This is a genomic window from Paenibacillus sp. J2R1T-4 (genome assembly GCF_059692235.1).
The window spans coordinates 256,261-277,648 of the sequence record NZ_JCAUBA010000002.1 but is presented as its reverse complement, the minus strand read 5'-3'; the positions used below and the strand labels follow the sequence as shown (position 1 = coordinate 277,648).

Annotated in this window: 16 protein-coding genes; 2 read left to right on the top strand and 14 right to left on the bottom strand. The window is 48.7% G+C overall.

Annotated features, from left to right (window positions below; all coding sequences use genetic code 11):
- Positions 1-49: 49 nt before the first annotated feature.
- The 11 genes from AC58QD_RS04860 to AC58QD_RS04810 form a co-directional block, all read right to left on the bottom strand.
- The gene (locus AC58QD_RS04860; RefSeq protein ID WP_497330601.1) at positions 50-2,545 is read right to left on the bottom strand and encodes a transglycosylase domain-containing protein; all 2,496 of its coding nucleotides are present in this window, start codon (positions 2,543-2,545) and stop codon (positions 50-52) included.
- Between the two features lie 141 nt (positions 2,546-2,686).
- On the bottom strand, positions 2,687-2,923 hold the full coding sequence (gene hfq, locus AC58QD_RS04855) for an RNA chaperone Hfq (protein WP_497330599.1): 237 nt from the start codon (positions 2,921-2,923) through the stop codon (positions 2,687-2,689).
- Positions 2,924-2,979: 56 nt separating this feature from the next.
- Positions 2,980-3,960 carry a tRNA (adenosine(37)-N6)-dimethylallyltransferase MiaA gene (gene miaA, locus AC58QD_RS04850; RefSeq protein ID WP_497330597.1) on the bottom strand — a complete coding sequence of 327 codons (981 nt, stop codon included), beginning with the start codon at positions 3,958-3,960 and terminating at the stop codon, positions 2,980-2,982.
- Positions 3,957-4,781 carry a class I SAM-dependent methyltransferase gene (locus AC58QD_RS04845; protein ID WP_497330595.1) on the bottom strand — a complete coding sequence of 275 codons (825 nt, stop codon included), beginning with the start codon at positions 4,779-4,781 and terminating at the stop codon, positions 3,957-3,959. Before AC58QD_RS04845 ends, miaA begins: the two co-directional genes overlap by 4 nt.
- Positions 4,781-6,730: a DNA mismatch repair endonuclease MutL gene (mutL, locus tag AC58QD_RS04840; protein WP_497330593.1), complete on the bottom strand. Its 1,950-nt coding sequence runs from the start codon at positions 6,728-6,730 to the stop codon at positions 4,781-4,783. Before mutL ends, AC58QD_RS04845 begins: the two co-directional genes overlap by 1 nt.
- A complete protein-coding gene (locus AC58QD_RS04835; protein WP_497330591.1) occupies positions 6,730-8,238 on the bottom strand; it encodes a S41 family peptidase in 1,509 nt (502 codons plus the stop codon). The genes mutL and AC58QD_RS04835 overlap by 1 nt, the downstream gene beginning before the upstream one ends.
- 38 nt (positions 8,239-8,276) lie before the next feature.
- Positions 8,277-10,943 (bottom strand): DNA mismatch repair protein MutS, encoded by a 2,667-nt coding sequence (gene mutS, locus AC58QD_RS04830; RefSeq protein WP_497330589.1) that lies wholly within the window; start codon positions 10,941-10,943, stop codon positions 8,277-8,279.
- Positions 10,940-12,445: a putative amidoligase domain-containing protein gene (locus AC58QD_RS04825; RefSeq protein ID WP_497330587.1), complete on the bottom strand. Its 1,506-nt coding sequence runs from the start codon at positions 12,443-12,445 to the stop codon at positions 10,940-10,942. Before AC58QD_RS04825 ends, mutS begins: the two co-directional genes overlap by 4 nt.
- A 123-nt stretch (positions 12,446-12,568) precedes the next feature.
- On the bottom strand, positions 12,569-13,135 hold the full coding sequence (gene cotE, locus AC58QD_RS04820; RefSeq protein ID WP_497330585.1) for an outer spore coat protein CotE: 567 nt from the start codon (positions 13,133-13,135) through the stop codon (positions 12,569-12,571).
- Between the two features lie 72 nt (positions 13,136-13,207).
- Complete coding sequence (locus AC58QD_RS04815) at positions 13,208-14,173, bottom strand: aromatic acid exporter family protein (RefSeq protein ID WP_497330583.1); 966 nt, start codon at positions 14,171-14,173, stop codon at positions 13,208-13,210.
- A gap of 30 nt (positions 14,174-14,203) precedes the next feature.
- Positions 14,204-15,721 carry a carboxypeptidase M32 gene (locus tag AC58QD_RS04810; protein ID WP_497330581.1) on the bottom strand — a complete coding sequence of 506 codons (1,518 nt, stop codon included), beginning with the start codon at positions 15,719-15,721 and terminating at the stop codon, positions 14,204-14,206.
- Between the two features lie 130 nt (positions 15,722-15,851).
- On the opposite strand from AC58QD_RS04810, the gene AC58QD_RS04805 reads away from it, so the two are divergent.
- Entirely contained in the window at positions 15,852-16,214 is a 363-nt protein-coding gene (locus tag AC58QD_RS04805) for an iron-sulfur cluster biosynthesis family protein (protein WP_497330579.1), read from the top strand.
- 16 nt (positions 16,215-16,230) lie between these two features.
- Positions 16,231-16,800 (top strand): beta-class carbonic anhydrase, encoded by a 570-nt coding sequence (locus tag AC58QD_RS04800; protein WP_497330577.1) that lies wholly within the window; start codon positions 16,231-16,233, stop codon positions 16,798-16,800.
- Positions 16,801-16,864: 64 nt separating this feature from the next.
- Here AC58QD_RS04800 and AC58QD_RS04795 read toward each other — a convergent pair whose 3' ends face one another.
- From AC58QD_RS04795 to AC58QD_RS04785, 3 genes are read right to left on the bottom strand one after another with little or no spacing between them, the layout of a single operon-like run.
- Entirely contained in the window at positions 16,865-19,447 is a 2,583-nt protein-coding gene (locus AC58QD_RS04795; RefSeq protein ID WP_497330575.1) for a hypothetical protein, read from the bottom strand.
- 38 nt (positions 19,448-19,485) lie between these two features.
- Positions 19,486-20,664 carry an ABC transporter permease gene (locus AC58QD_RS04790; protein WP_497330573.1) on the bottom strand — a complete coding sequence of 393 codons (1,179 nt, stop codon included), beginning with the start codon at positions 20,662-20,664 and terminating at the stop codon, positions 19,486-19,488.
- A complete protein-coding gene (locus tag AC58QD_RS04785; protein WP_497330571.1) occupies positions 20,661-21,383 on the bottom strand; it encodes an ABC transporter ATP-binding protein in 723 nt (240 codons plus the stop codon). Before AC58QD_RS04785 ends, AC58QD_RS04790 begins: the two co-directional genes overlap by 4 nt.
- Between the last annotated feature and the right edge of the window lie 5 nt (positions 21,384-21,388).

The window sequence follows — 21,388 nt, the reverse complement described above, 5'->3', positions numbered from 1 at the left end:
TGTCACCTAAACTTTCTTATTGGATATTGTTCGTAACCGGACCCTGAATTTAGGATCTTGGCGCATTATTGTTTGGTAAACTCCCTGTCTGAGGTGATGCGCTCGGACTAGGGCTTGGGCTCGCAGTCGGATTCGAATTCGGATTCGGACTCGGGCTTGAGGTTGGACTCGGACTAGGGCTTGCACCAGGCGTTTTACTTGGTGTTGGAGTCGGACTGGACCCCGGACTACCGCTTGGGCTTGTCGTCGGCTTAGGGCTTGTCGAGGGACCTGGTGAGCCGGAGCCTCCAGGACTCGGACTAGGCGTTGCGCTAGGACTCGGGCTAGCTGTAGCCCCTTCTGTCAACACGGTAACTACGTTAGAGTTAGAACTCTCCTGATTATTCTCTGAGCTAACCGCTACAACGTAATACTGATAAGTCTCCCCTTGTTTAACTGTCATATCATTAAACTCTGTCGTTGCCGATGGGAAAGCTTCTCCATACTCTGTATCCTTGGCGGCTTTGCGGAAGACACTATACGTGAGCTTCTCGCCTTTAGGCGCTGTCCAATTCAGCTTTACGGATTTCTTATTCGGGTCGTAGCTTGCTGTCAGATCGGTTACTCCAGGAGGCGCTTCATTCAGATCTGGCACACCGCTTGGCTTCTGGAACTGTCCTACTGGCTTGCCAGCCAAAGCCTTGGTCATGATTTCCTTGAACAGAGCAGCAGGTCGACCGCTGCCTCCATTAACGAAATGCTTGGAATCCGTTGTATCGAACCCCATCCATATAGCTGCAGTCCACTCGGGCGTGTAGCCGGCGAACCATACATCACGATAATACTGCTTCAGACCCTCGAGATCGAGCTGTGTCGAACCAGTCTTGCCTGCGACAGGACGATTCATCCTGGCATTGGTACCCGTACCAACATCAACAGCATTCTTCAGCATCAATGTCATGTAATAAGCATTCTTCGCGCTCATGACCTGCTTAGGTTTATCCGGCTTGTACTTATACTTTTCTTTGCCGTCTTTATCCAGTATTTTGACAATCGAATAGGTCGGATTCAACTGTCCGTTGTTGGCAAAAGTCGTATAGGCGGAAGCCAATTGCAACGGAGATGTCCCCACTGTCATACCACCTAAGGCGATAGCCAGATTCTCGTCTTTTTTATCGAAGGTGATCCCGAATTTCTCGGCAAATGTCATCGCTTTTCTCACACCGATTTCGTTCAAAAGCGCGACAGCCGGCGCATTAGCGGATTTCTCGATTGCTTTCATCATACTAATGTTGCCAAGGTAAATATTATCATAGTTGTTAGGACTGTAACTCCCGTACGATACCTTCTCGTCCTTAAGCATGGTGTAGGGATTATAGCCTTTCAACTCCAGTGCTGGCGCGTACTCGATAATAGGCTTGAAGGAGGAGCCAGGCTGGCGGGGCTTAACCGCTCTGTTCCATGTCTTCGTTTTGTAGTCGCGACCGCCAACCATGGCCACAACGCCGCCGTCTTTGTTATTCAATATCGTCATGCCGGCCTGCATGATCTGCTCAGGTCCATCCTTTTGGAAGAAATCAGGATTGCTGAAAGCTGTCTCAGCGGCCTTCTGAGCAGTGGGCTCCAGCGTAGTGTAGATTCGATAACCGCCGCGAAGCAGCTCATCCTCTGTCAATCCTGACTTCGATACTGCTTCACTGACAGCGTAATCGAGGTACGTAACATAGTCCATCTTGTCAGCTACCGGAGGAGCTACATAATCCTTTGCGGCAGCCTCTGCCTTCTCTTGCTCGGTAATATATCCTTGCTCTTGCATTAGCATTAGCACGACTGCCCGGCGCTCCTTGGATTTCTCAGGATTATCGAGCGGGTTGTAATTACTAGGCGCCTTTGGTATGGCTGCTAAGGTTGCCATTTCCCATAATGCGAGCTGCTTCAAATCGGACTTCCCGAAATATTTCTTAGCCGCGGCTTTCACGCCCCAAGCGGATTTGCCGAAGTAAATTCGATTCAGATACATCTCGAGAATTTCGTCTTTTGTCTTATGATTCTCCAAGGCGATTGCAATGGAGGCTTCGGTTGCTTTACGGAAAATCGTCTTGTCTGCGTTCAAGAACATGTTCTTGGCAAGCTGCTGCGTAATCGTACTCCCGCCTTCAACGGCGCTTCGATGGATCACGTCCTTCACAATCGCGCGTCCAATAGAGAAGAAATCGATCCCCGAATGTTCAGAGAAACGTTTATCCTCGGTCGCAACGAAAGCTTTTGGCAGCTTATCCGGCATCTCGGCCAAAGTAACCAGCTCCCGATTCTCGCGAGCCATTGTCGTTACTTCCTTCTGATTCACATCATAGAAGACCGCTGCTTCCGCCATCTCCATCTTGTCTTTATTCATCTGATAATGCTTTTCCCCGCTTAGCAAAATAATCATATAACTTACTAGTGCACAGACAATGCCAAGTACAGTAATAACCAACACCCAAATCAGAATGGGTTTCTTGTAGCTCTTCCTTTTCTTCTTGCTTGTTTTGCTAGCTGATCGATTGGAATTTTTCTTTTCTGTCATCCTGATCGACTTCCTTTCTCGCTTAAATCCATAGAAGTAAAAAACAACCCATAAGATCGGGTTGCTTTCCACACTACGTTATTAACGTATCATACATTCGAAAAGTTTCATAACGTCCGGGTCAGCGAAAGGCAAGTCCCACTATTCAGCAGCTTCTTGCTGCATTAGTGAAACGGGACGCTGAGGAGTGAATGTGGAGATCGCATGCTTATATACCATCTGTTGCCGGCCTTCGCTATCAATAATAATCGTGAAATTATCGAATGCCTTGATATATCCGCGAATTTGGAACCCATTGGTCAAATAGACGGTTACAGCGATGCTTTCTTTGCGCAGTTGATTCAAGAATGTGTCCTGAATGTTAATCGACTTGTTCATAATGGATCCCCCTAATTGGTCTGAATATTAGATCGCTCCCGCAAGGTTAGCGCCGCTTACGAATTATATTCTCTACGTGGATTAAACTTTCCTGTTATTATATCACTAATTTTTTGCAAATGCTCGGAGAAATTTGATTGCTCTGTAACATCTATCCAGTGAATGCCTTTCATTCTGCGGAACCAGGACAGCTGTCTCTTAGCAAATCTTCGAGTATTGCGCTTTAACAGGTGGATAGCTTCATCAAGAGAATATTCCCCATCCAAGTAGCTTATCAGCTCCCTGTACCCCAATCCGTGCATCGATACTTGGCTTCGTTCGCAGCCTTCGAGAAGTAATTGCCGGACCTCTTCCAACAACCCAGCTTCTACCATCTCATCAATACGAAGCTCAATCCTTTTGTACAGCTTGGAGCGATCCATGGTTAACCCAATCATACATACGTCATAGGGGGACTGTCCGGACTGGGCAGCCAGCTGCTCGGATACCGTTATACCAGTAAGATGAACAACCTCCAACGCACGGATAATTCTACGCTGATCGTTGGGATGTATTCGTTCTGCGGATTGCGGGTCTACTTCCATCAACTGGTCATGAAGAGCAGCATCCCCATGCTCGGCAGCAAACAAGCGCAGCCGTTCCCGGTAGGCATCGTCAGATCCGGATTCACTGAACTGGAAATCATTGCACACCGATTCAACATACAAACCTGTCCCGCCGACTATAAAAGGGAGTCTCCCGCGTTCATGGATGTCCTTTATCAAGGATCGGGCCCTCTCCTGAAACTCTGCTACGGAGAAAGGATATTGCGGCTCATGGATATCAATCATGTGGTGCGGCACGATCTGTCTCTCGGCCAAGGAAGCTTTTGCCGTTCCAATATCCATTCTTCGATACACCTGCATGGAGTCTCCGGAAATGATCTCGCAATTGAATCTCTGAGCGATCTCCAGGCTAAGACGTGTCTTGCCTACTGCAGTTGGGCCAATCAGGACTAGCAGCTTAGGCTTACCTGCAACTGTTACATGGTCAATCAAAGTTGTATCACTCCATATGCGATTTTGGTTCCTGATCTAATCATTCGTTCAAATCCGAGACGTTCGAATTCACCGTCGTCACGATGCTCCTTCAGGACGACCCGTTTGCGTGCAACGCGCGCAGCCTGTTCAATTACAGCTTTGGACAACGGACTGTGATTGGCTAACCGGCGAAGCGGCTGAATGGCGCTTGAATCATCTATCGGACTGCGGAACATTGGATCGAAGTAGACGATATCAACGCTGCGGTCCGGCATTTGCTCCAATAGATGTACGTGTGAGCCAAGCACGACTTGAATTCGGCGCATGGCCTCGTTGAAGGGAGCAAGATGTGTTTCATAGCGCGCAAGACCTTCCCGGATTAACATATGCAGCGCAGGTTCACTCTCAATCGCAGTCACATGTCCGGTTGGTCCAACTGCATAAGAGAATACTATAGAATCGGAAGCAAGTCCAGCCGTACAGTCCAGTACGGAATCGCCTGGCTCTACACCTGAACATTCTATTAATGCATCTCCCTCGCCTCTCAACAGCCGCTTTACCCGAACGAAGGATAAGCTCGGGTGAAAGAACATCGGTGATGGTTCCGTATTGTCGGTGTCAGAAAGAGTTAGGCTGGAATCTTTGTCGGTCTTGACGTCCATATACAGCTTTAGCTGATCATCGGCTTGCAGCATAATGTGAGAAGATCCATAAGCTTGCGCCAGCTTACGGATCGATTTGCCTCCTCTAGGTACCCAGCGACAGCCCATCTCGGCGGCAATTCGCTTCGATGCAGCAATCGATTCTGAAGAAGGAGTATGGGAGGTGGTTACGACCACTACATCACCCGCTTAAACATTTTTTCTAGCTCATATGTAGAAAAGCTAACCACAATCGGACGTCCATGAGGGCATGTATATGGATTGCGGCAACCCGAGAGCCGATCAAGCAAGGCTTCTATTTCCAGAATCGACAAGTTTTGATTCGCCTTAATCGACGCTTTGCAGGAACATAGAATGGCTGCCTTCTCTCTTAGTTTGGACAAATTTACCGATTTCTTATCCGCCAGCACCCACTCCGCCATCTCATCAATCAGCGACTTCTCTTCACCCTCTGGAAACCAATGCGGTAGGGAGCGAACTAAGAAGGAATTACCCCCAAAAGGCTCCAAGTAAACACCTACTTGCTCGAATAAAGGAAGTTTGGATGTAATTACTTCTGCTTCAGCGGATGTATATTCGAGCGTGATGGGAAGCAGCAGCTCTTGGCTTGCCTTAGCAGGTTGTCCGAATTTCTCATAGTAATACTCATAATGAATACGTTCATGCGCAGCATGCTGGTCTACAAGAAACAATCCCCGCTCGTTCTGAGCTACAATGTAAGTTCCGTGCATTTGCCCAATCGGTTCAAGCTTCGGAAACGCAGGCAGCGCTGGAATGCTATCACTTGCAGGCTCAGGCATCAAGCTAGCCAGCTGCTCACTAGTGAGTGCGCTCTGTGTTCTAGGCTTGGACGACCATTCATTCTGCGAAGTTGAGGGTGGAGCTGTACGAGACGGGGTCGCATAAGTTGAACCTGATGGTGACGGAGCTTGATAAGCTCTCAGTTCTGGACTTGGCCCAGTTGAGACAGGTCTAGAATTGTTGACGTAAGCGCTTGGAGACACATGCTGCTCACTAGATTCCGTATCTGGAGCTGCTGCTGCTGTCGCGCGATAAAGCTCCAACGTCTCTTGAACTACTTGCTCCTTGATCGGACTGTGGATGCCTGAATTAGGCTTTCCACCTTGAGGGATTAATACTTGGCGCTCTAACGTCTCCCGCACACAAGCTTCAACGAATTGCATCAGCTCCCCTTCCTTACTGAAGCGAACCTCCAGCTTGGATGGGTGAACGTTCACATCCACTAACGCAGGATCCATGCTGATGCTGAGCACTGCTATCGGGTAACGATTAATAGGCAGAAATGTGTGGTAAGCGTTCATAATCGCATGCGAGAGCGCATAATTGCGAATAAACCGTCCATTCAGGAACAAGCTGATCGCTTGGCGGTTAGCGCGCGTGAGCTCGGGCTTAGACACGAAGCCTTGTAAGCCATAGTCTGGATGGTCGCCCGATACAGGAAGCATGACTTTTGCAGTAGAGGTGCCGTAAACGGCGGCAATAACCTGAAGACGATCGCCATTCCCCAACGTGCGAAGCAGCTCATTCCCATTATGGCGCAAGCTGAAAGCGATGTTAGGATGCGCCATAGCAAGCCGATACATGTAGTCAGAAATATGACCAAGCTCGGTTTGAATGGTTTTCATATATTTCAACCGAGCTGGTGTGTTATAGAACAGCTCTTTAACAGAGAACAAAGTACCTTTTGCCGATGCCGTCTCTTCAAAAGCTTTAACAGCTCCACCTTCGATGGTGAGCTTGCGTCCAAGGCCGGTAGTATCGCTTGAAGTAGTGCAAGACACCTTAGCAACAGCCGCGATACTCGGAAGGGCTTCTCCACGGAACCCTAAGGTTCGAATCTGGAACAAGTCCTTTCCGCCAGCAATCTTGCTCGTTGCATGCCGACTGAAGGCCAGCTCGCAATCAACAGGCTCCATCCCGGACCCGTTATCCAGAACCTGAATCAGATTCAATCCGCCCTCTTCGATCGTCACATCAATCCGGCTGCTTCCTGCATCTATAGCATTCTCGACCAATTCTTTGACGACCGATGCTGGACGCTCTATGACTTCACCCGCTGCAATCTGATTAGCAACATGATCATCAAGCACATGTATTATTCCCATCAGCGATTCTCCTTTCCGGTCTCCACCTTTAGAACAACTTGAGTGTCGACTATTTCGTAATGAAGCTCGGGAAATTGTTTGCGGAATAAATCTACGTCCAGGTATCCCACACCATCCCGATTCACAAATCCATTGTTAGCCTTGTAAGCAACTTCCTGCTTGGAGGCTGCACCCGCAGAGCTTGAGGAGCTAATCACAACTGCCTGTGCTTGCTCATTCCAAGTTACTTGTCCGCCAACAAGGGAAGCAAGAAGTCTGGCAGGCGCATAATGAACACCCGATTCCGTGAAAAAAGAACCTTTTTCTGCAAGAGACAACCCATTAATCAAAGTACTGTTCTTATCCAAGGTGACATTAATCGTCGGACTTCCTGCAGCTCTAAGCGCGCTAATGAATTGCGGGATATTTCCCTCGACTGATACATCCGGGGTAATTCCTACTTTGTTGACTGGTTTACCTAGCGGAGTGAAATATTGTTCGATGGTTACTTTCACAGCAGCACCGGAGGAAAGCCTGAATATACTTTGCACGCTTCCCTTCCCATAAGTCAGAGAACCGACGATTGCCGCTTTTCCGTAATCCTGTACGGCACCCGCAAATACCTCTGAAGCACTAGCGCTGCCTTCATTCACGAGTACAACTACCGGGACGTTAACAGACTGGCCATTCGTCAAAAGTACAGGATTATCTTTGCCATTCCGATCCTTAGTATGGATCAATGTCCCTTGGGGGATGAATTGCTCCGCCATATGCTGTGCAGATTCCAGTACGCCGCCTGGATTATTGCGTAAGTCCACGAGTAGGCGAGCGATATCCTGCTTCTTCAATTGTTGGAGCTGGGCTGCGAAATCTTCGTCGGTCAAGTCTGTGAACCCTGTCACTTGAATATATCCGGTCCGATCACTCAGCACCCGGCTAATAACCGAAGGGACCGTTACTGCTCTACGATTCACTTTTATGGTCAGCAGGCTGTTATCGATGCGCTTTACGGTTAAGCTTACCTCTGTGTTCTCAAGTCCCCTGACTGCATCTGCAACCTGGTCAAGCAGCTTGGTCTCCGTGCTCTCGCCGTTAACTTCTACTATGTAATCACCCGCTAAAAGACCTGCTTCAAAGGCGGGACTCCCTTGGAACACCTCAACGATCAGGGTGCCTTTGGCATCTTGTGAGAGTCGGGTGCCAATACCGACATATCGCATCCCAAGCTCATTCTGATATTGCTCCCATTGTGCCTTCGTAAAATAAACCGTATAAGGATCGTTAAGCGAAGCAATCATGCCTTGAATGGCCGCATCTGTCAGCTGCTCATCCGTTACTGCGCTCACATGGTGATTTTGCAGGGCACCATATACTTCGCCGAGCCGGTTAAGCGCATCCTGCCTACTCTCCGCTTCCGCAGCATACGCAGTAATTGGAGCGCTAACGGAAGCGGTAATACCGCTTATCAGCACCCCGAGCAAAGCTGCATATATCCCGATACGAGCCGATTTGCTTGGCCCTTTAAGCATGTTTGCACTCTCCTTATACTGCATAAGATAAAATTAAACTAGACTTGACGCTTCAAGTCGAATAGAAAATTCATCGCCTGCATAGGCGTCATGTTGATCAGGTCGGCCGCCCGCAGCTGCTCCAGCAGCTTCTCAGCGGCCGCGTCCGCTCGCGGCGGCTTCGCCTTGGCGGCCGCCGCCGCAGGCGCAAGCTTGTCCGGCGGTGTTTCACCGCCGAACAAGCTGAGCTGCTGCACCGCAGAGGCTCCTCCCTCCACGGGAGGGGCCTCTGCGGCGGCAGCTTCGTCGCGGGCCAGCCGCAGAGCGGCCCGCGCTTCAAAATCGCCGAGCAGGCTGTAAGCCCGCTCGATGATCGGGTCTGGCAGCCCGGCAATGCGGGCGCAGTATATGCCGTAGCTCGTGCTGGCCGCTCCGCGGATCAGCTTGCGCAGGAACGTCACCTGCTGGCCGCTCTCCTTCACGGCCATGCAATAATTGCGCAAGCTCGCGAGGGTGTCTTCCAGATGCGCGAGCTCGTGGAAATGCGTCGAGACAAGCGTCCGGCAGCCGACTCGATCATGCAAGTACTCGATGACGGCCTGTGCGATCGCCATCCCTTCTCCGGTCGACGTGCCTCGCCCGAGCTCATCGATGATGACCAGACTGCGCGATGTGGCCTTAGCCGTCATCGACTGAATGTCCATCATCTCCACCATGAACGTGCTCTGACCGCCGACCAGATCATCCGCTGCGCCGATGCGTGTGAAGATGCGGTCCGTAAGCGGGATGCGCGCCGAAGCGGCAGGCACGAAACAGCCGATCTGCGCCATGATGCAGATCGTCGCCACTTGGCGCATGTAAGTGCTCTTTCCGGCCATATTAGGACCGGTGATGAGCAGCACATGCCCGTCCTGTTCCGACATCCGCGTATCGTTCGCCATGAATTGGCTGTTCTTCAATATCGCTTCCACGACTGGATGTCGGCCATCCTCAACCACCAATGCCCCGTGATCGACCAACTCCGGTCTCGTATATCGGTAGGCCGCGCTCACAGCCGCCATCGACTGCAGGGCGTCTACCGTGGCAATCGCCTCAGCGAGCGCCTGCAGGCGCTTCAATTGCGTCGCCACCTCCAGACGCAGCTCCAGGAACAGCTCCGCTTCGAGTCCGATCATCTTCTCTTCGGCTTCCAGAATAAGCGTTTCCTTCTCCTTAAGCTCCGGAGTAACATAGCGTTCAGCATTGGCAAGCGTCTGCTTGCGTTCATATCGGTTCTCCGGCAAATGGTTAATATTGCTGCGAGACACCTCTATGTAATAACCGAACACTTTATTGAAGCCGATCTTGAGCGACTTCACACCTGTCAGCTCACGCTCGCGCTTCTCCAGCTCTGCCAACCATTGCTTCCCATTCGAGCTTGCTTCCTTCAACTGATCGAGATAACTGTGATACCCTTCACGAATAAGGCCGCCTTCGCGTGTAGAAACCGGCGGTTCTTCGACAATAGCTTGAGTAATCCGATCTCGGATATCAGCACATTCATCCAAAGCTTCCCCCAGGCTGCGCAAGGTGGTGGAACCTGAATTCACGCAGCTCAACTTAATGAACGGCACCTGCTCTAAGGACAAGCGCAAGGCCAGCATATCACGAGCGTTAGCATTCCCGTACGCAATTCGGCCAACAAGCCTCTGTAGATCATATACGTCCTTCAATTGCTGTCTCAATTCTTCCCGAACGATCAATTGATTGTAGAGGCAATCGACGGCTTCCAGGCGCTCTTCAATCTTCACTCTGTTCATCAATGGCTTGTCCACCCAACGTCGAAGCAGTCGACCGCCCATGGACGTGACTGTGCGGTCCAACAGCCACAATAAAGAGCCTTTCTTAGTCCGCTCCCGGACGGTCTCGACCAGCTCCAGATTCCGGCGGCTGAACGGGTCCAAAGTCATATATTGGCGATGTTCATAAGCCTGTATAGCCGTGATATGAGATAAAGCACGTTTCTGTGTCTCACTTAAGTACCCCATCAGAAGCTTAATCGCGTCCAGTGAAGCAGCATTCAGCGCACTCAATTGCTCACTCGGAAAGTGCTCCTGTATCAACTCATCATTACCGCTCTCCCATACAGTCAGAAGCTTGGCAGAAGGCTGTGCCATTTGTGCCATTGCATGTTCCTTCATTCGCGCGAGCACATCACTTCTGCCGATAAGCTCAGACGGGGAGTATACATTTAATTCATCAATCAAGCCCTCCATCGAATCTTCGACAGAAGTTACGAACAATTCGCCAGTCGTCAAGTCGCAGGCAACCAGACCGAAGGTCTGATCGGCTTCCGATACGCTGACAATGAAATTGTTCCTGGATTCCCCTAATGCTTTGCCGTCCATTACCGTTCCGGGTGTTACTATCTTAACGATTTCTCTACGGACAACCCCCTTGGCGGTCGCCGGGTCCTCCACCTGCTCACAAATCGCAACCTTATACCCTTTTTCAACCAATCTCGCTATGTAATTCTCGGCAGCGTGATAGGGGACTCCGCACATCGGAATGCGCTCTTCCTGTCCGCCCCCACGGCCGGTTAATGTGATCTCCAGCTCCTGAGCCGCCTTAATGGCATCCTCAAAAAACAACTCGTAAAAGTCTCCTAGCCGAAAGAACAAGAATGCGTCCTTCGCTTGCGCCTTTACAGACAAATATTGTTCCATCATCGGCGTATACTTCGTCATCGTTCTCCTCCACCCGCAAGGTTCGTTTCTTCGGTTCCTATTATAGCATGAATTGCAGGGTTATGGACTTGCTCGAGGAAGGGTGGTATTTTCCATGCCGGACGGAAATCTTTTCGTTCATCCCAACACTGCATGGTTAGAATCGTCTGTTTAAAGGGATCCAGATAATTGGCAAGTGAGGCATAATCGGGTAATCGTTCCAGCTCCACCCACAACGATTGTGCAACAGGTAGGAGCTCTTCCTTGCGTCCCTCATAATACATTCTCTGCACTTCTAACCGGGCCAAGGGTCTCTGAATCAGCTGACTATAGTTCGCTGCGATTAAGGCAGTTAATGCAACTACCCCCTTCGTTATCTTCGGGGATACTAACCAGCTTGGCAATGTTCTGTATTCGAATCCTCCATGCTTCTGACGGCGAAAATCACCAAGGAATCCATAACGAGGTCGACGACGTGTCGATCTCGCCTCTTCCGCTAACACAAGCGGGAGCGCGACATAATTGTCCAGCGCACGCAGCAGCTGACTGTTCAGCCAGATTCGGCTCATATGTAAGTGACCGCCTAACGCAAAGCCGTTCGCCGGCATTGCTCCGGCAACCCAGATTAGTCGATGGTCTTTGATTCGATCAGCTGCGTAGAGCATGGCTCTGCGAATATTCCGAATCAATTGCCGAGGCTCCGAAGCAGGCTCAGGTCGGAGCTCAGCCAGAGGAAATCTCTGCACTCCGCGGATCGTAAGCACATCGCTGCCTGCCGTTCCGTACTTGGGCAAATATCGGGAGGCATGCACGATGCGACCTTGTTCATCGGCCAACAGAAACTCAGGATCCGCACCAAGCACAGCAGGGACCTTCCGTACCTTCTCCTGTCGCCATCCTTGATCGAATCGCTCAATCGCTTGAGCGAACAAGTCAGCTAATCGTTCATCGAGCTCCGGACAGGGGTTCACTGCCACAACATCTGCTTCGCCCGCTGCAGAATATGCAAGGTCCACCACGCCGAAATCCAACCCTAATGCATATACCGTCTTCACTGCTTGAAGAACAGCGGCTGCCTCCCGTTTAGTAAGTGATTCCAGTCCTTTTTCCTCATAAACGGGTATGACTCTTGCTAATTTAAGCTTGCGATTAGGGGACTGGATAACAGCATTGGACTTTCCGCTGAATAGGGTCAGCGCCTCCAAATGAAACACGGGTACCCTGTAATGGAAGGAATACCCTTTATCCTTGGCTGCCGCGAAAGGAGTGTATGCCGTAGTCATCCCATGCATATTCAGCTGCTCTGCCATTTTGTCCCTGTTCGTGCAGCCTCTCGCCATTGACTGGCGATTGAGGACAAACTCGGCCTGGCCGAGTATCGTTGAACAATCACTTCCCCACATGATTAACGCACCGCTTTTGTCTGTATGTCCGCCAGGAATTGTAAGTCCGTGAGGGATGTTTAATCGTTTAAGCAGCTTATACGGCTTCGACTCCTCTGAATACAACAAATATGTATGCACCACTATCCGCTCCTTTCCCAAAAAACAGGCTCGTGCACCCGCAGCAAACGCCTATTTCGAAACAAAAAAGAGGGCTATCGCCCCCTGCCGAAACCATAAATCCGTCATATAATGAACTAAACCTTAATCAAGTTCATCATCTAACAGATCAGGATCGAGATCTTCGAAATCGCCATCGTCACCGCTGAAATCAGTCGATTTCTCCGAGAAATCATCGCAGCCGTTCTCACAAACAACAACACACACCGTTGTTTCTGCTACCATCTCGACCTTGAATTCGCGCTCTACGCGAATTACAACGCCTCCGCCGCTCGAAGACACATTGGCTTCTACACAGTTAGGATCCTGCGTTGCGACCGCAGATACCTCTACCGTAGAAGCCCTATGCTTGGAATCCAGATACGAGAGCGGGACTGCTTCAACAAACGAAATGGTTTCCTTGGCAACGTCTGTCTTTCTGTTTTTGTCGTAAGAATACCAGATGTTAATATCGTAAGTACCCACTACCTCGACGCCGTCACTAGACTTCACCGCTTCGTATTCATGGTTGATCACCCAAGCGCCAAGAATACTAGTAGGTGTATGTGGCGGTGTTATCGTATGAGTGACCTGCGAAAACTTACGACCTTTACCGCAAACCGCTTTAACGCGAATTTCCCTACAACGCGTATTTGTACTTGTAGTCGACATCCTCTAAACCTCCTCCATACAATCATTCAATAAAGTGTATGCAGGACATTCGTCTAGAGTGACAACATTTTTTCAAAGACTTGAGGCAAATCCACGATGTTTCTTTTCTTTCTTCGCTATATTCAAGTATTGATGGAGCAATTGGCATAATTGAAATAAGGCAGACCGCACTTCAAACTCCGACCTGGTAACAGGCAGCGGCATGCTCTTGTACTTGAGCTCCAGCTTAAGCAGCAGCTTCTCAGCATTTCCTTTATACGATTCTCCCATTACGTCCCCGCTCAACACTTCAAACAGCTCTGCCGTTATTTTTCCTGTAGGCAGTGTCTCATATACTTGCGCCACCATTCCCAGCATCTGCTCCATAATATCCAGCTGCTGCTCCCGCATTTGAAAATAAGCGGTCCAGTATAAGTCCTCATGAACAAGCAGGCGATTCTCCTGTGCTCTTCTAGCGAGCTCAACTCCCTCATCAATAACCGCTCTAGCTTCTAGCAGCTCGCTGCCGTCCCATATATAACCATGATCTTTCAGATGCATAGCGATCTTACTAAATATGATGGAGAATAGAGAATCGGTGGCCGTTCTTTTCTGCCGCAGCGAACGTTCCGCATTCGGCATATAGACCGCATTTATGATTGTCGCTGTGCCAAGTCCTATAATCAACAGAAGCAGCTCGTTAATTAATACATCCATATTCGTATAGCCAAGCGAGAATACATGGAAGACCGTTACAGAACAAGTTGCCAACCCATTATGTAATTTGGCGCGGTTCAATACGGGGATAATCAGTAGAATATAGATTGCGATTACCCAATAATGAAACCCGAACAGCTTCATCATTACAGCGGCTAACACGAGTCCCAATATAGATGCACCGAATCGTTCAAGCGATGCAACAACACCCTTGCGGATCGTGGACTCTACACCCAGGATGGCCAATAGACCTGCTGACATCGGGAATTGCAAGGACATCAGCATGGCTAAATAAACAGCCGTAACGACTGCTACGGCTGTCTTGATCACTCGAATGCCCATTGTAACGCCTCTTTCATAACCGTAATGCGGTTACAGCTTATAAATATCCTTGTACTTGCCTTCGAAATATTGAATCAGGTAAGTTGGATTCAACTCTTCACCCGTAACCTGAACAATGATCTCTGTAGGAGTAAGCAGCTTTCCATGTTTATACACACGCTCTGTCAGCCAATCCTTAATCGGAAGCAAGTCTCCGCGCTCAATCTTCTGTTCGAAATCCGGCATTTGCTCAAGCAGGGTGTGACGCATCTGTGCCGCATACATATTGCCCAAGGCATAGGAAGGGAAGTATCCGAATGCTCCGCCTGACCAATGCACATCCTGCAGGACACCTTCTCCATCATTGGTCGGCTCGATTCCCAAATATTGTTTGTATTTGGCATTCCATGCGGCAGGCAATTCGTGAACTTGGATCGTACCGCTGAACAGCTCTTTCTCCAGCTCATATCGAATCATAATATGTAGATTATATGTTAACTCATCTGCTTCGATCCGAATTAAGGAAGGCTTCACATCATTTATTCCCCGATAAAATAGCTCAACCGGCACCTTACTGAAATGCTCAGGATAGTACTCTTGAAGCTTCGGATAATATTGTTTCCAGAATGGAAGACTGCGGCCGATCATGTTCTCCCAGAATCTCGATTGGGATTCGTGAATGCCCATCGATGTACCGGTACATAGCGGGGTGCCGATCAGATCTGGAGATATATTCTGCTCATACAGAGCGTGACCACCTTCATGAATCGTACCGAATAATGCACTTGTAACATCATTCTGCAAGTACCGCGTCGTAATCCGGACATCCCCCGGATTCAGCCCCGTGGCGAACGGATGGGCGCTCTCGTCAAGTCGACCCGCCTCAAAGTCATACCCCATCTGCTTCAATGTGAATAGACTGAATTCCTTTTGCAGCTGGATACTGAATTGTTGCTGTAAGAACGAGCGATGCGGCTTGTTGGGTGATTGTTGGATCGCCGACACGAGCGGTACCAGCTTGGTTCTAAGCTCGCCGAACAACTGATCCAGTTTATCCACCGTCATACCGGGTTCGTACATATCGAGCAATGTATTGTATGGGTGACCAGTATACCCCCATAAATCAATAAACTCTCGGTTAATGGCTACAATTTTTTCTAAGTATGGACTGAAGGTTGCAAAATCAGATTTTGGCTTCACCTCTTCCCAGATGGATTCGGCTTGCGAGGTGAGCACCACGTATGCTTGGTATTTCTCTGGGGGGATCTGTTTGCTCCGGTCATATTCCTTCTTGCATTCCGTTACGATCTTACGATTAATCGCATCCAATTGTTCGAATGTGTTAGGCTCCAACAGCACATCCAAATAACCGCCCATCTGATCCGATACGGACATCTTGAACAGATCTGCGGAGAGCTCTCCAATGACCTCTGATCTAGCTTCCATCCCTTTACGCGGAGCACCGGTCCGCAAATCCCAATACATCACATTGAGTGCTTCACCGTAGCTATTCATCTTCTTCACATGAGCGCGGAATTGTGTCAACGTGTCTTCAAACGATTGTCCCAAGTTCAGTCCCTCCAATCAAATTGAATCTGCTTACCATTGATCTTACTTTTTCTGGTCATAAGAATCAACTTTATGCTATTTTTATGGTAAAATAATTTGTTATACGGAATCCAAGGAGGAATCAGTGAAGATGCACATTACTTTTACATCTGAAGCCGTTACACAAATTCATGCCGCTCTCGGTACGGAGGCATCTGCTGCCCCTTATCGAATCAAGCTGGTCTATGACTCTGAAGGTTGCGGCTGTGCGGTGAGCGGGGTTCCGCAATTATGGATTGTGGAACGCCCAGAATCGAATGATTCTGAGACAGAAGCCTCGCCTATATCGGTATTATATGAGACCCGACAGGCTGTCTTTTTCGAAGAAAATGAGATGACCATAGATTATAATTCCTCGAGGAGAGCCTTCACACTCAAGAGTAGGCAACAAATTTATAATAATGGGATGCGTTTAATCGATAAGCGACACGTTGGACAGCAAGTAAGCCAATAAACGGGAGGAAATGTGTATGAGAAACGTTAAAGAGATCATGGAATATAATCAGAATTTCGTGGATAACAAGGAGTATGAAGTATTCAGAACGACACGCTTCCCCGATAAAAAAATGGTTATTCTGACCTGTATGGATACCCGATTGGTTGAACTGCTTCCCAAGGCGATGAACATCCACAATGGAGACGTCAAGCTGATCAAGAACGCAGGTGCGATTGTAACCCAGCCTTTCGGTAATATTATGCGGAGCATCATTGTTGCAATTTATGAGCTGAATGCGGATGAAGTGCTAGTTGTCGGACATTATGAGTGCGGGATGACAGGTCTTGATTCAGAAAAAATTATTGATAAAGCACGGAACCAAGGGATAGGAGAAGATATCATTTCGACCCTCAAGCATTCTGGTATCAACTTATCCCGCTGGCTGACCGGCTTCGACGATGTTAAGCAAAGCGTAGAGAACAGTGTAGAAATTATTCGCAATCACCCCTTGCTTCCGAAGCATATCCCTGTACACGGAATGTTGATTGATCCTGATACCGGTAAATTGGATTTACTTGTTGATGGTTATTATTATTTGAAATAGAGCTATATAGATATGAAAAGAACCTGGCTGAAGTGCGCCAGGTTCTTTTGTATAAGCTGTAACGTTATTGCTGAGGAGTATCCACTGTATTGGAGCCGAGCAAACGAAGTCCGCCCTCAAATTTCTCATATACATAGGCACGCGGGGCGTACGTTGGGGTAATATCCGGACTATTCGCAACATCTGCCGTCAGTTTGATTGCTCCATTCGCCAAAGCACCTGCGCCCTCAAGCGGATACTCCCAGGACTTCATTAGAACATCGTTGGAATCTCTGATTTCGATTACAAGAGAACGATTCTTATTCCCCCCTGCTACGGGATATAGTTTTCCACTGGAAAATGTGAAGTTCACTTCATATCGGTTCGAAGAACTTATTAACCGATAAGCAGAGAAATTATTGAACGTTACGCTGTAAGGGTATAAATCGAATGTTCCGAGATTATTAGCCGCATTCGAGATGCTGGTTACAAGTACTGTATCGCTCGCCGTTACAGCTTTGGCGACTGGGATCGGGAGCTGCGATCCCAGATTGGTCATACTGAAACGATGCACACTGGTAAGTGCAGTCTCGTCGAGCTTCTGACCGAACACCAGATCGTACTCGGTTAAGGAAGAAGATACAACCTCTGGCAAAGGCACCCATAGTGTGGTCAAAGCCACACAGCCGTTACAGAAGCGTCCAGACTCCTCCGTCACCTTTGCATTCCAGATCGACCCGTCTGGGCCGACGAAATAACCGGAATAAGGTACGATATTACCAATGCGTTTCTCTTTACCAGTCTGGATCAGACGAACCGCCAGCATCTTCTGGTTGGTGCTTGCGATTGTGAACACTTGCGAGTCGATCACCGACGCAACGGAACCGCGTCCTTGATCGGAGATTGTCCATTCAGAAGCCTTACCTATGGTCGCAATCCCATCATCTTGAATGGTGAAAGAAGCTCTCAACCATTCTTGTGTAGGAGTAACCGTTGCTGGAGCATTTGCATTAGTTCCCGCTCCTGAGGCTGCTCCCGAACCGCCGCCGCCGGAGCTTTGCGTCGTCCCTTCCCCAATAAATATGGTTCCTTTGGAGGCATCGAGTGTATAAGGAATTTTACTGTATAAATAAACAGTGGTCGTATCGTTAGGGTTAATATATGCAGAAGACTGCAGTCGGACCGCCTTGCCCGTGACTTCGAAGTCCCCGATAGAGAACCCACCATATAAAGGTGGTAACGTAACGATACTGCCTGTAACATTTCGAACTGTAAACTCACTTAACAATACATCATCACTCTCCAACGTTAGCCGTTGGGTTTGCTTCCATTCAATGGCTAGGGCGCCTGCAGATGTGTTCACCGTTGTTCCATTGGTTGGAGTTATAACCCCGGAACCTGAAGGGTCTGATCCTGCCATACTGAAGCTTATTATAGGCAGCAAGACAGCCGGAGTTCCGCTCTTCTTCTCGAACAGGATGAGACTTGTGTCTTTCATATCCGCACCGATTGGCAACGTGGCCCGGAATGTTTGTGTGATCGATTCCTTAGGCGATAAGTACGATTGGGATACGGCCTCAGAAGAGGCTACGGATAGACCGCTTGTATTCCCCTGATAGGCAGCCGATATCGCAGGTAACGTAATGATGGACTTCCCGTTATTGATTAAATCTACTGTGGCATCTACCGTGACCCCATCGGCAAGAGATTTGAAGCTTGCGTGATCAAGGGAGATGGTTACGCCATTTGGATAAAGTGATGGCAAATCATGCACTTGTCCGACTTGGAACGAGTCCGAATTCAGAATGGCAAGCGAGCCGAGCAGCGTCGTCGCAGTCTGGGTCTTACTCAAGAATTGAACAGAGAACTGATCGTCTGTAAATGATCCTCCGACATTGGCTTGCAGAGTCAGCTTACTAGCTTGCTTAGGCAGTAAAATGTCATTGCCTGCTGCAGCCGTTGCCGTGAAGGAAAGCCCTCTGGCATCGACCAATTGAAATGTAATTCCTGCAGGAAGCTTGAACCCGGATGATCCCAAATTCTCTATACGCAGGTTCACATACATCGTCCAGACGCCATCCTTGACAACCTTCGTGCTAGAGACAGGTTCAATTGACACTACTGCATCGACTGGCAAAGTGGCATCCACTTCACCAATATTCAAGATCAAGGACTGTTTGCTCGTCGTCTGGTCAGATGCTGCCTCCCCCACAGACAAGGATCCCAAGTCACGCATGTAATCGGCCTCACTTGAATCCCAAGCGAACAGAACCACTCGTAAGTCGCTAACGTTCAGTCCCGATGTGATCGCACTGGAATACTTGAATGCTTGCGCCTTATGCGGCTGTACTCGTGCTGAAGTTTTTTCGCTTAATTGAACGGAGTAGCTGCTCCCGGATGAATCGGTTACTCTGGCACCAAAAGCATTGTAATCTACAGCATTATCGCTGTCATTGACGAGATTCAGAGCGAATCTTAAGTTCTGAGAATCCGATCCGGACGACAATAGTACATCACTTAGCGTAAAATATACATTATTACTGAGATACACCCCTTCTTTACCTGCTTGAGCTGGAGTGGACCATAAGGGAGCTATCACCAGACTAAAAAGAATAAAAAGGAGCAAGTAAGAATAGCTGCGATGGCCATGGCGCTTGAGTTTATACATGTTCCTACCTCCACAAATTACTTAATGTAATTAACTAATTAATCGAATCTTAATGCATCAATCGGACGGAGCTTGGACGCTTTGTTGGCAGGATAAAGTCCGAATATAATACCCACAAGTGCTGAGAAAAGGAATGCGTAGATACTAATATCGGCAGAAATCTGAGTAGGCTGGTCCGGATTGAAGGCAGGCCAAGCAATCGACAATCCGATCCCGAGCAGTAATCCGAACAATCCTCCCATGCCGCTGATGACAGCAGCTTCCACTAGAAACTGGAATAATATGTTTCGTCTCTTTGCCCCGATGGATTTGCGAATCCCGATCTCTCTCGTTCTCTCACTGACAGTCACGAGCATGATGTTCATAATCCCAATGCCTCCCACGAGCAGGGATATACAGGCTACACTGACTAGCTGCTTCGTGAGTGTATTGGTGGTCGCTGTCTTCGCATTCAAGAGCTCGTCCTGGTTCACCAGCTGAAACCCGGTATCGCTTTTGAATTTGTAGGTTAAGTATTGCTTCATTGTATCTTGCGCTTTATAGATGTCCTCTTTGGTCGGCGCTTCAATATAGGTGGTCCGGATATTCCCCAATTTGAATTGCCTTCTCGCGCTTTCGAGCGGAACCATAATCATGCTGTCAATCGAATTGCCGTTAATGTTCTGTCCTTTTTCCTTCATACGTCCTACAATTGTGAACACTACACCGTCAATATTGATTTGCTCCCCTATTGGACTTAAGTATCCGAAAAATTTCTTCGACACTTCACTCCCCAGTACAGCCACGTTCGCCCTCAAATCCAGATCCGCTTCCGAGACGAATCTGCCTAGGTCCACTTGGGCTTTATTGATTGCCGGGAATCGATCGTTCGTACCAATAACGGTATACTTCTCTTGGGTACGGTCGTATTTCACATTCGATCCTGCTTTTGTAATCGTGGGAGCAATGGTCTCGAATTCGGGGAATCCTTCGAACTTCATCAATTCATTGTAATCCAACTGTGTAGCTCGACCGTTACCCATCACATTCACGACAAGCATATTCGTACCCAGATTCTCGTATTGCTTTTCAATCTCTGCGGACGTCCCTCTTCCGATCGCAACCAAGGTAACTACCGAAGCTACACCGATTATGACTCCGAGCATCGTAAGAATGGTGCGAAGCGGGTTAGCTAATACCGTCCGCATTGCCATTGCAATTAGTTCTCCCAGCCTCATGAATGCATCGCCTCCTGCAAAGTCTTAACAGTGAACGTGTTATTCCTGTGATCGCTGACGATCATTCCATCACGGAGTGCCACTACACGTTTGGCGTAACTGGCTATATGCGGGTCATGCGTAATAAGAACGATCGTATTTCCTTCTTCATTCAGCTTCATCACCAGCTCGAGCACTTCTTCACCCGTCTTGGAGTCCAAAGCACCCGTTGGTTCATCGGCCAGAATTAGCGAGGGCGATATGGCTAACGCCCTCGCTATAGCCACGCGCTGCTGTTGTCCACCGGACAGCTCGCTAGGCTTATGATGTCCTCGCTCAGCCATACCGAGCATCTCAAGCATCTTATGCGCTCTTTCTCGCCGTTCTTTCTTAGTCACACCCGCATAGATCATGGGAAGCTCTACGTTCTCAATTGCATTTAACCTTGGCAGCAGATTGAATTGTTGGAAGATGAAGCCGATCTTCTGATTTCTAAGCTGCGCAAGCTGATTATCAGACATTTTCTCGGTTGCTACACCGTCCAAGGAGTAGGTGCCCGAGGTAGGGGCATCCAAAAGCCCGATCATATTCATCAATGTCGATTTGCCTGATCCGCTCGGTCCAATAATGGCAACAAAATCGCCTTTCTGCACAGACAAAGATAGTTCTCTGAGCACATGCAGCTCCTGATCACCGCGACGGTAAACTTTAGTAATGTTGTGAATGTGTATCATATCCATAGCTG

Excerpts from the sequence above, each read along its gene's own strand:
- AC58QD_RS04785 (WP_497330571.1), bottom strand. The coding sequence starts at position 21,383 with ATGGATATGATACACATTCACAACATTACTAAAGTTTACCGTCGCGGT.
- hfq (WP_497330599.1), bottom strand. The coding sequence starts at position 2,923 with ATGAACAAGTCGATTAACATTCAGGACACATTCTTGAATCAACTGCGC.
- AC58QD_RS04860 (WP_497330601.1), bottom strand. The coding sequence starts at position 2,545 with ATGACAGAAAAGAAAAATTCCAATCGATCAGCTAGCAAAACAAGCAAG.
- AC58QD_RS04790 (WP_497330573.1), bottom strand. The coding sequence starts at position 20,664 with ATGAGGCTGGGAGAACTAATTGCAATGGCAATGCGGACGGTATTAGCT.
- AC58QD_RS04800 (WP_497330577.1), top strand. The coding sequence starts at position 16,231 with ATGAGAAACGTTAAAGAGATCATGGAATATAATCAGAATTTCGTGGAT.
- AC58QD_RS04815 (WP_497330583.1), bottom strand. The coding sequence starts at position 14,173 with ATGGGCATTCGAGTGATCAAGACAGCCGTAGCAGTCGTTACGGCTGTT.
- AC58QD_RS04795 (WP_497330575.1), bottom strand. The coding sequence starts at position 19,447 with ATGTATAAACTCAAGCGCCATGGCCATCGCAGCTATTCTTACTTGCTC.
- mutL (WP_497330593.1), bottom strand. The coding sequence starts at position 6,730 with ATGGGAATAATACATGTGCTTGATGATCATGTTGCTAATCAGATTGCA.
- AC58QD_RS04805 (WP_497330579.1), top strand. The coding sequence starts at position 15,852 with ATGCACATTACTTTTACATCTGAAGCCGTTACACAAATTCATGCCGCT.
- cotE (WP_497330585.1), bottom strand. The coding sequence starts at position 13,135 with ATGTCGACTACAAGTACAAATACGCGTTGTAGGGAAATTCGCGTTAAA.
- AC58QD_RS04835 (WP_497330591.1), bottom strand. The coding sequence starts at position 8,238 with ATGCTTAAAGGGCCAAGCAAATCGGCTCGTATCGGGATATATGCAGCT.
- mutS (WP_497330589.1), bottom strand. The coding sequence starts at position 10,943 with ATGACGAAGTATACGCCGATGATGGAACAATATTTGTCTGTAAAGGCG.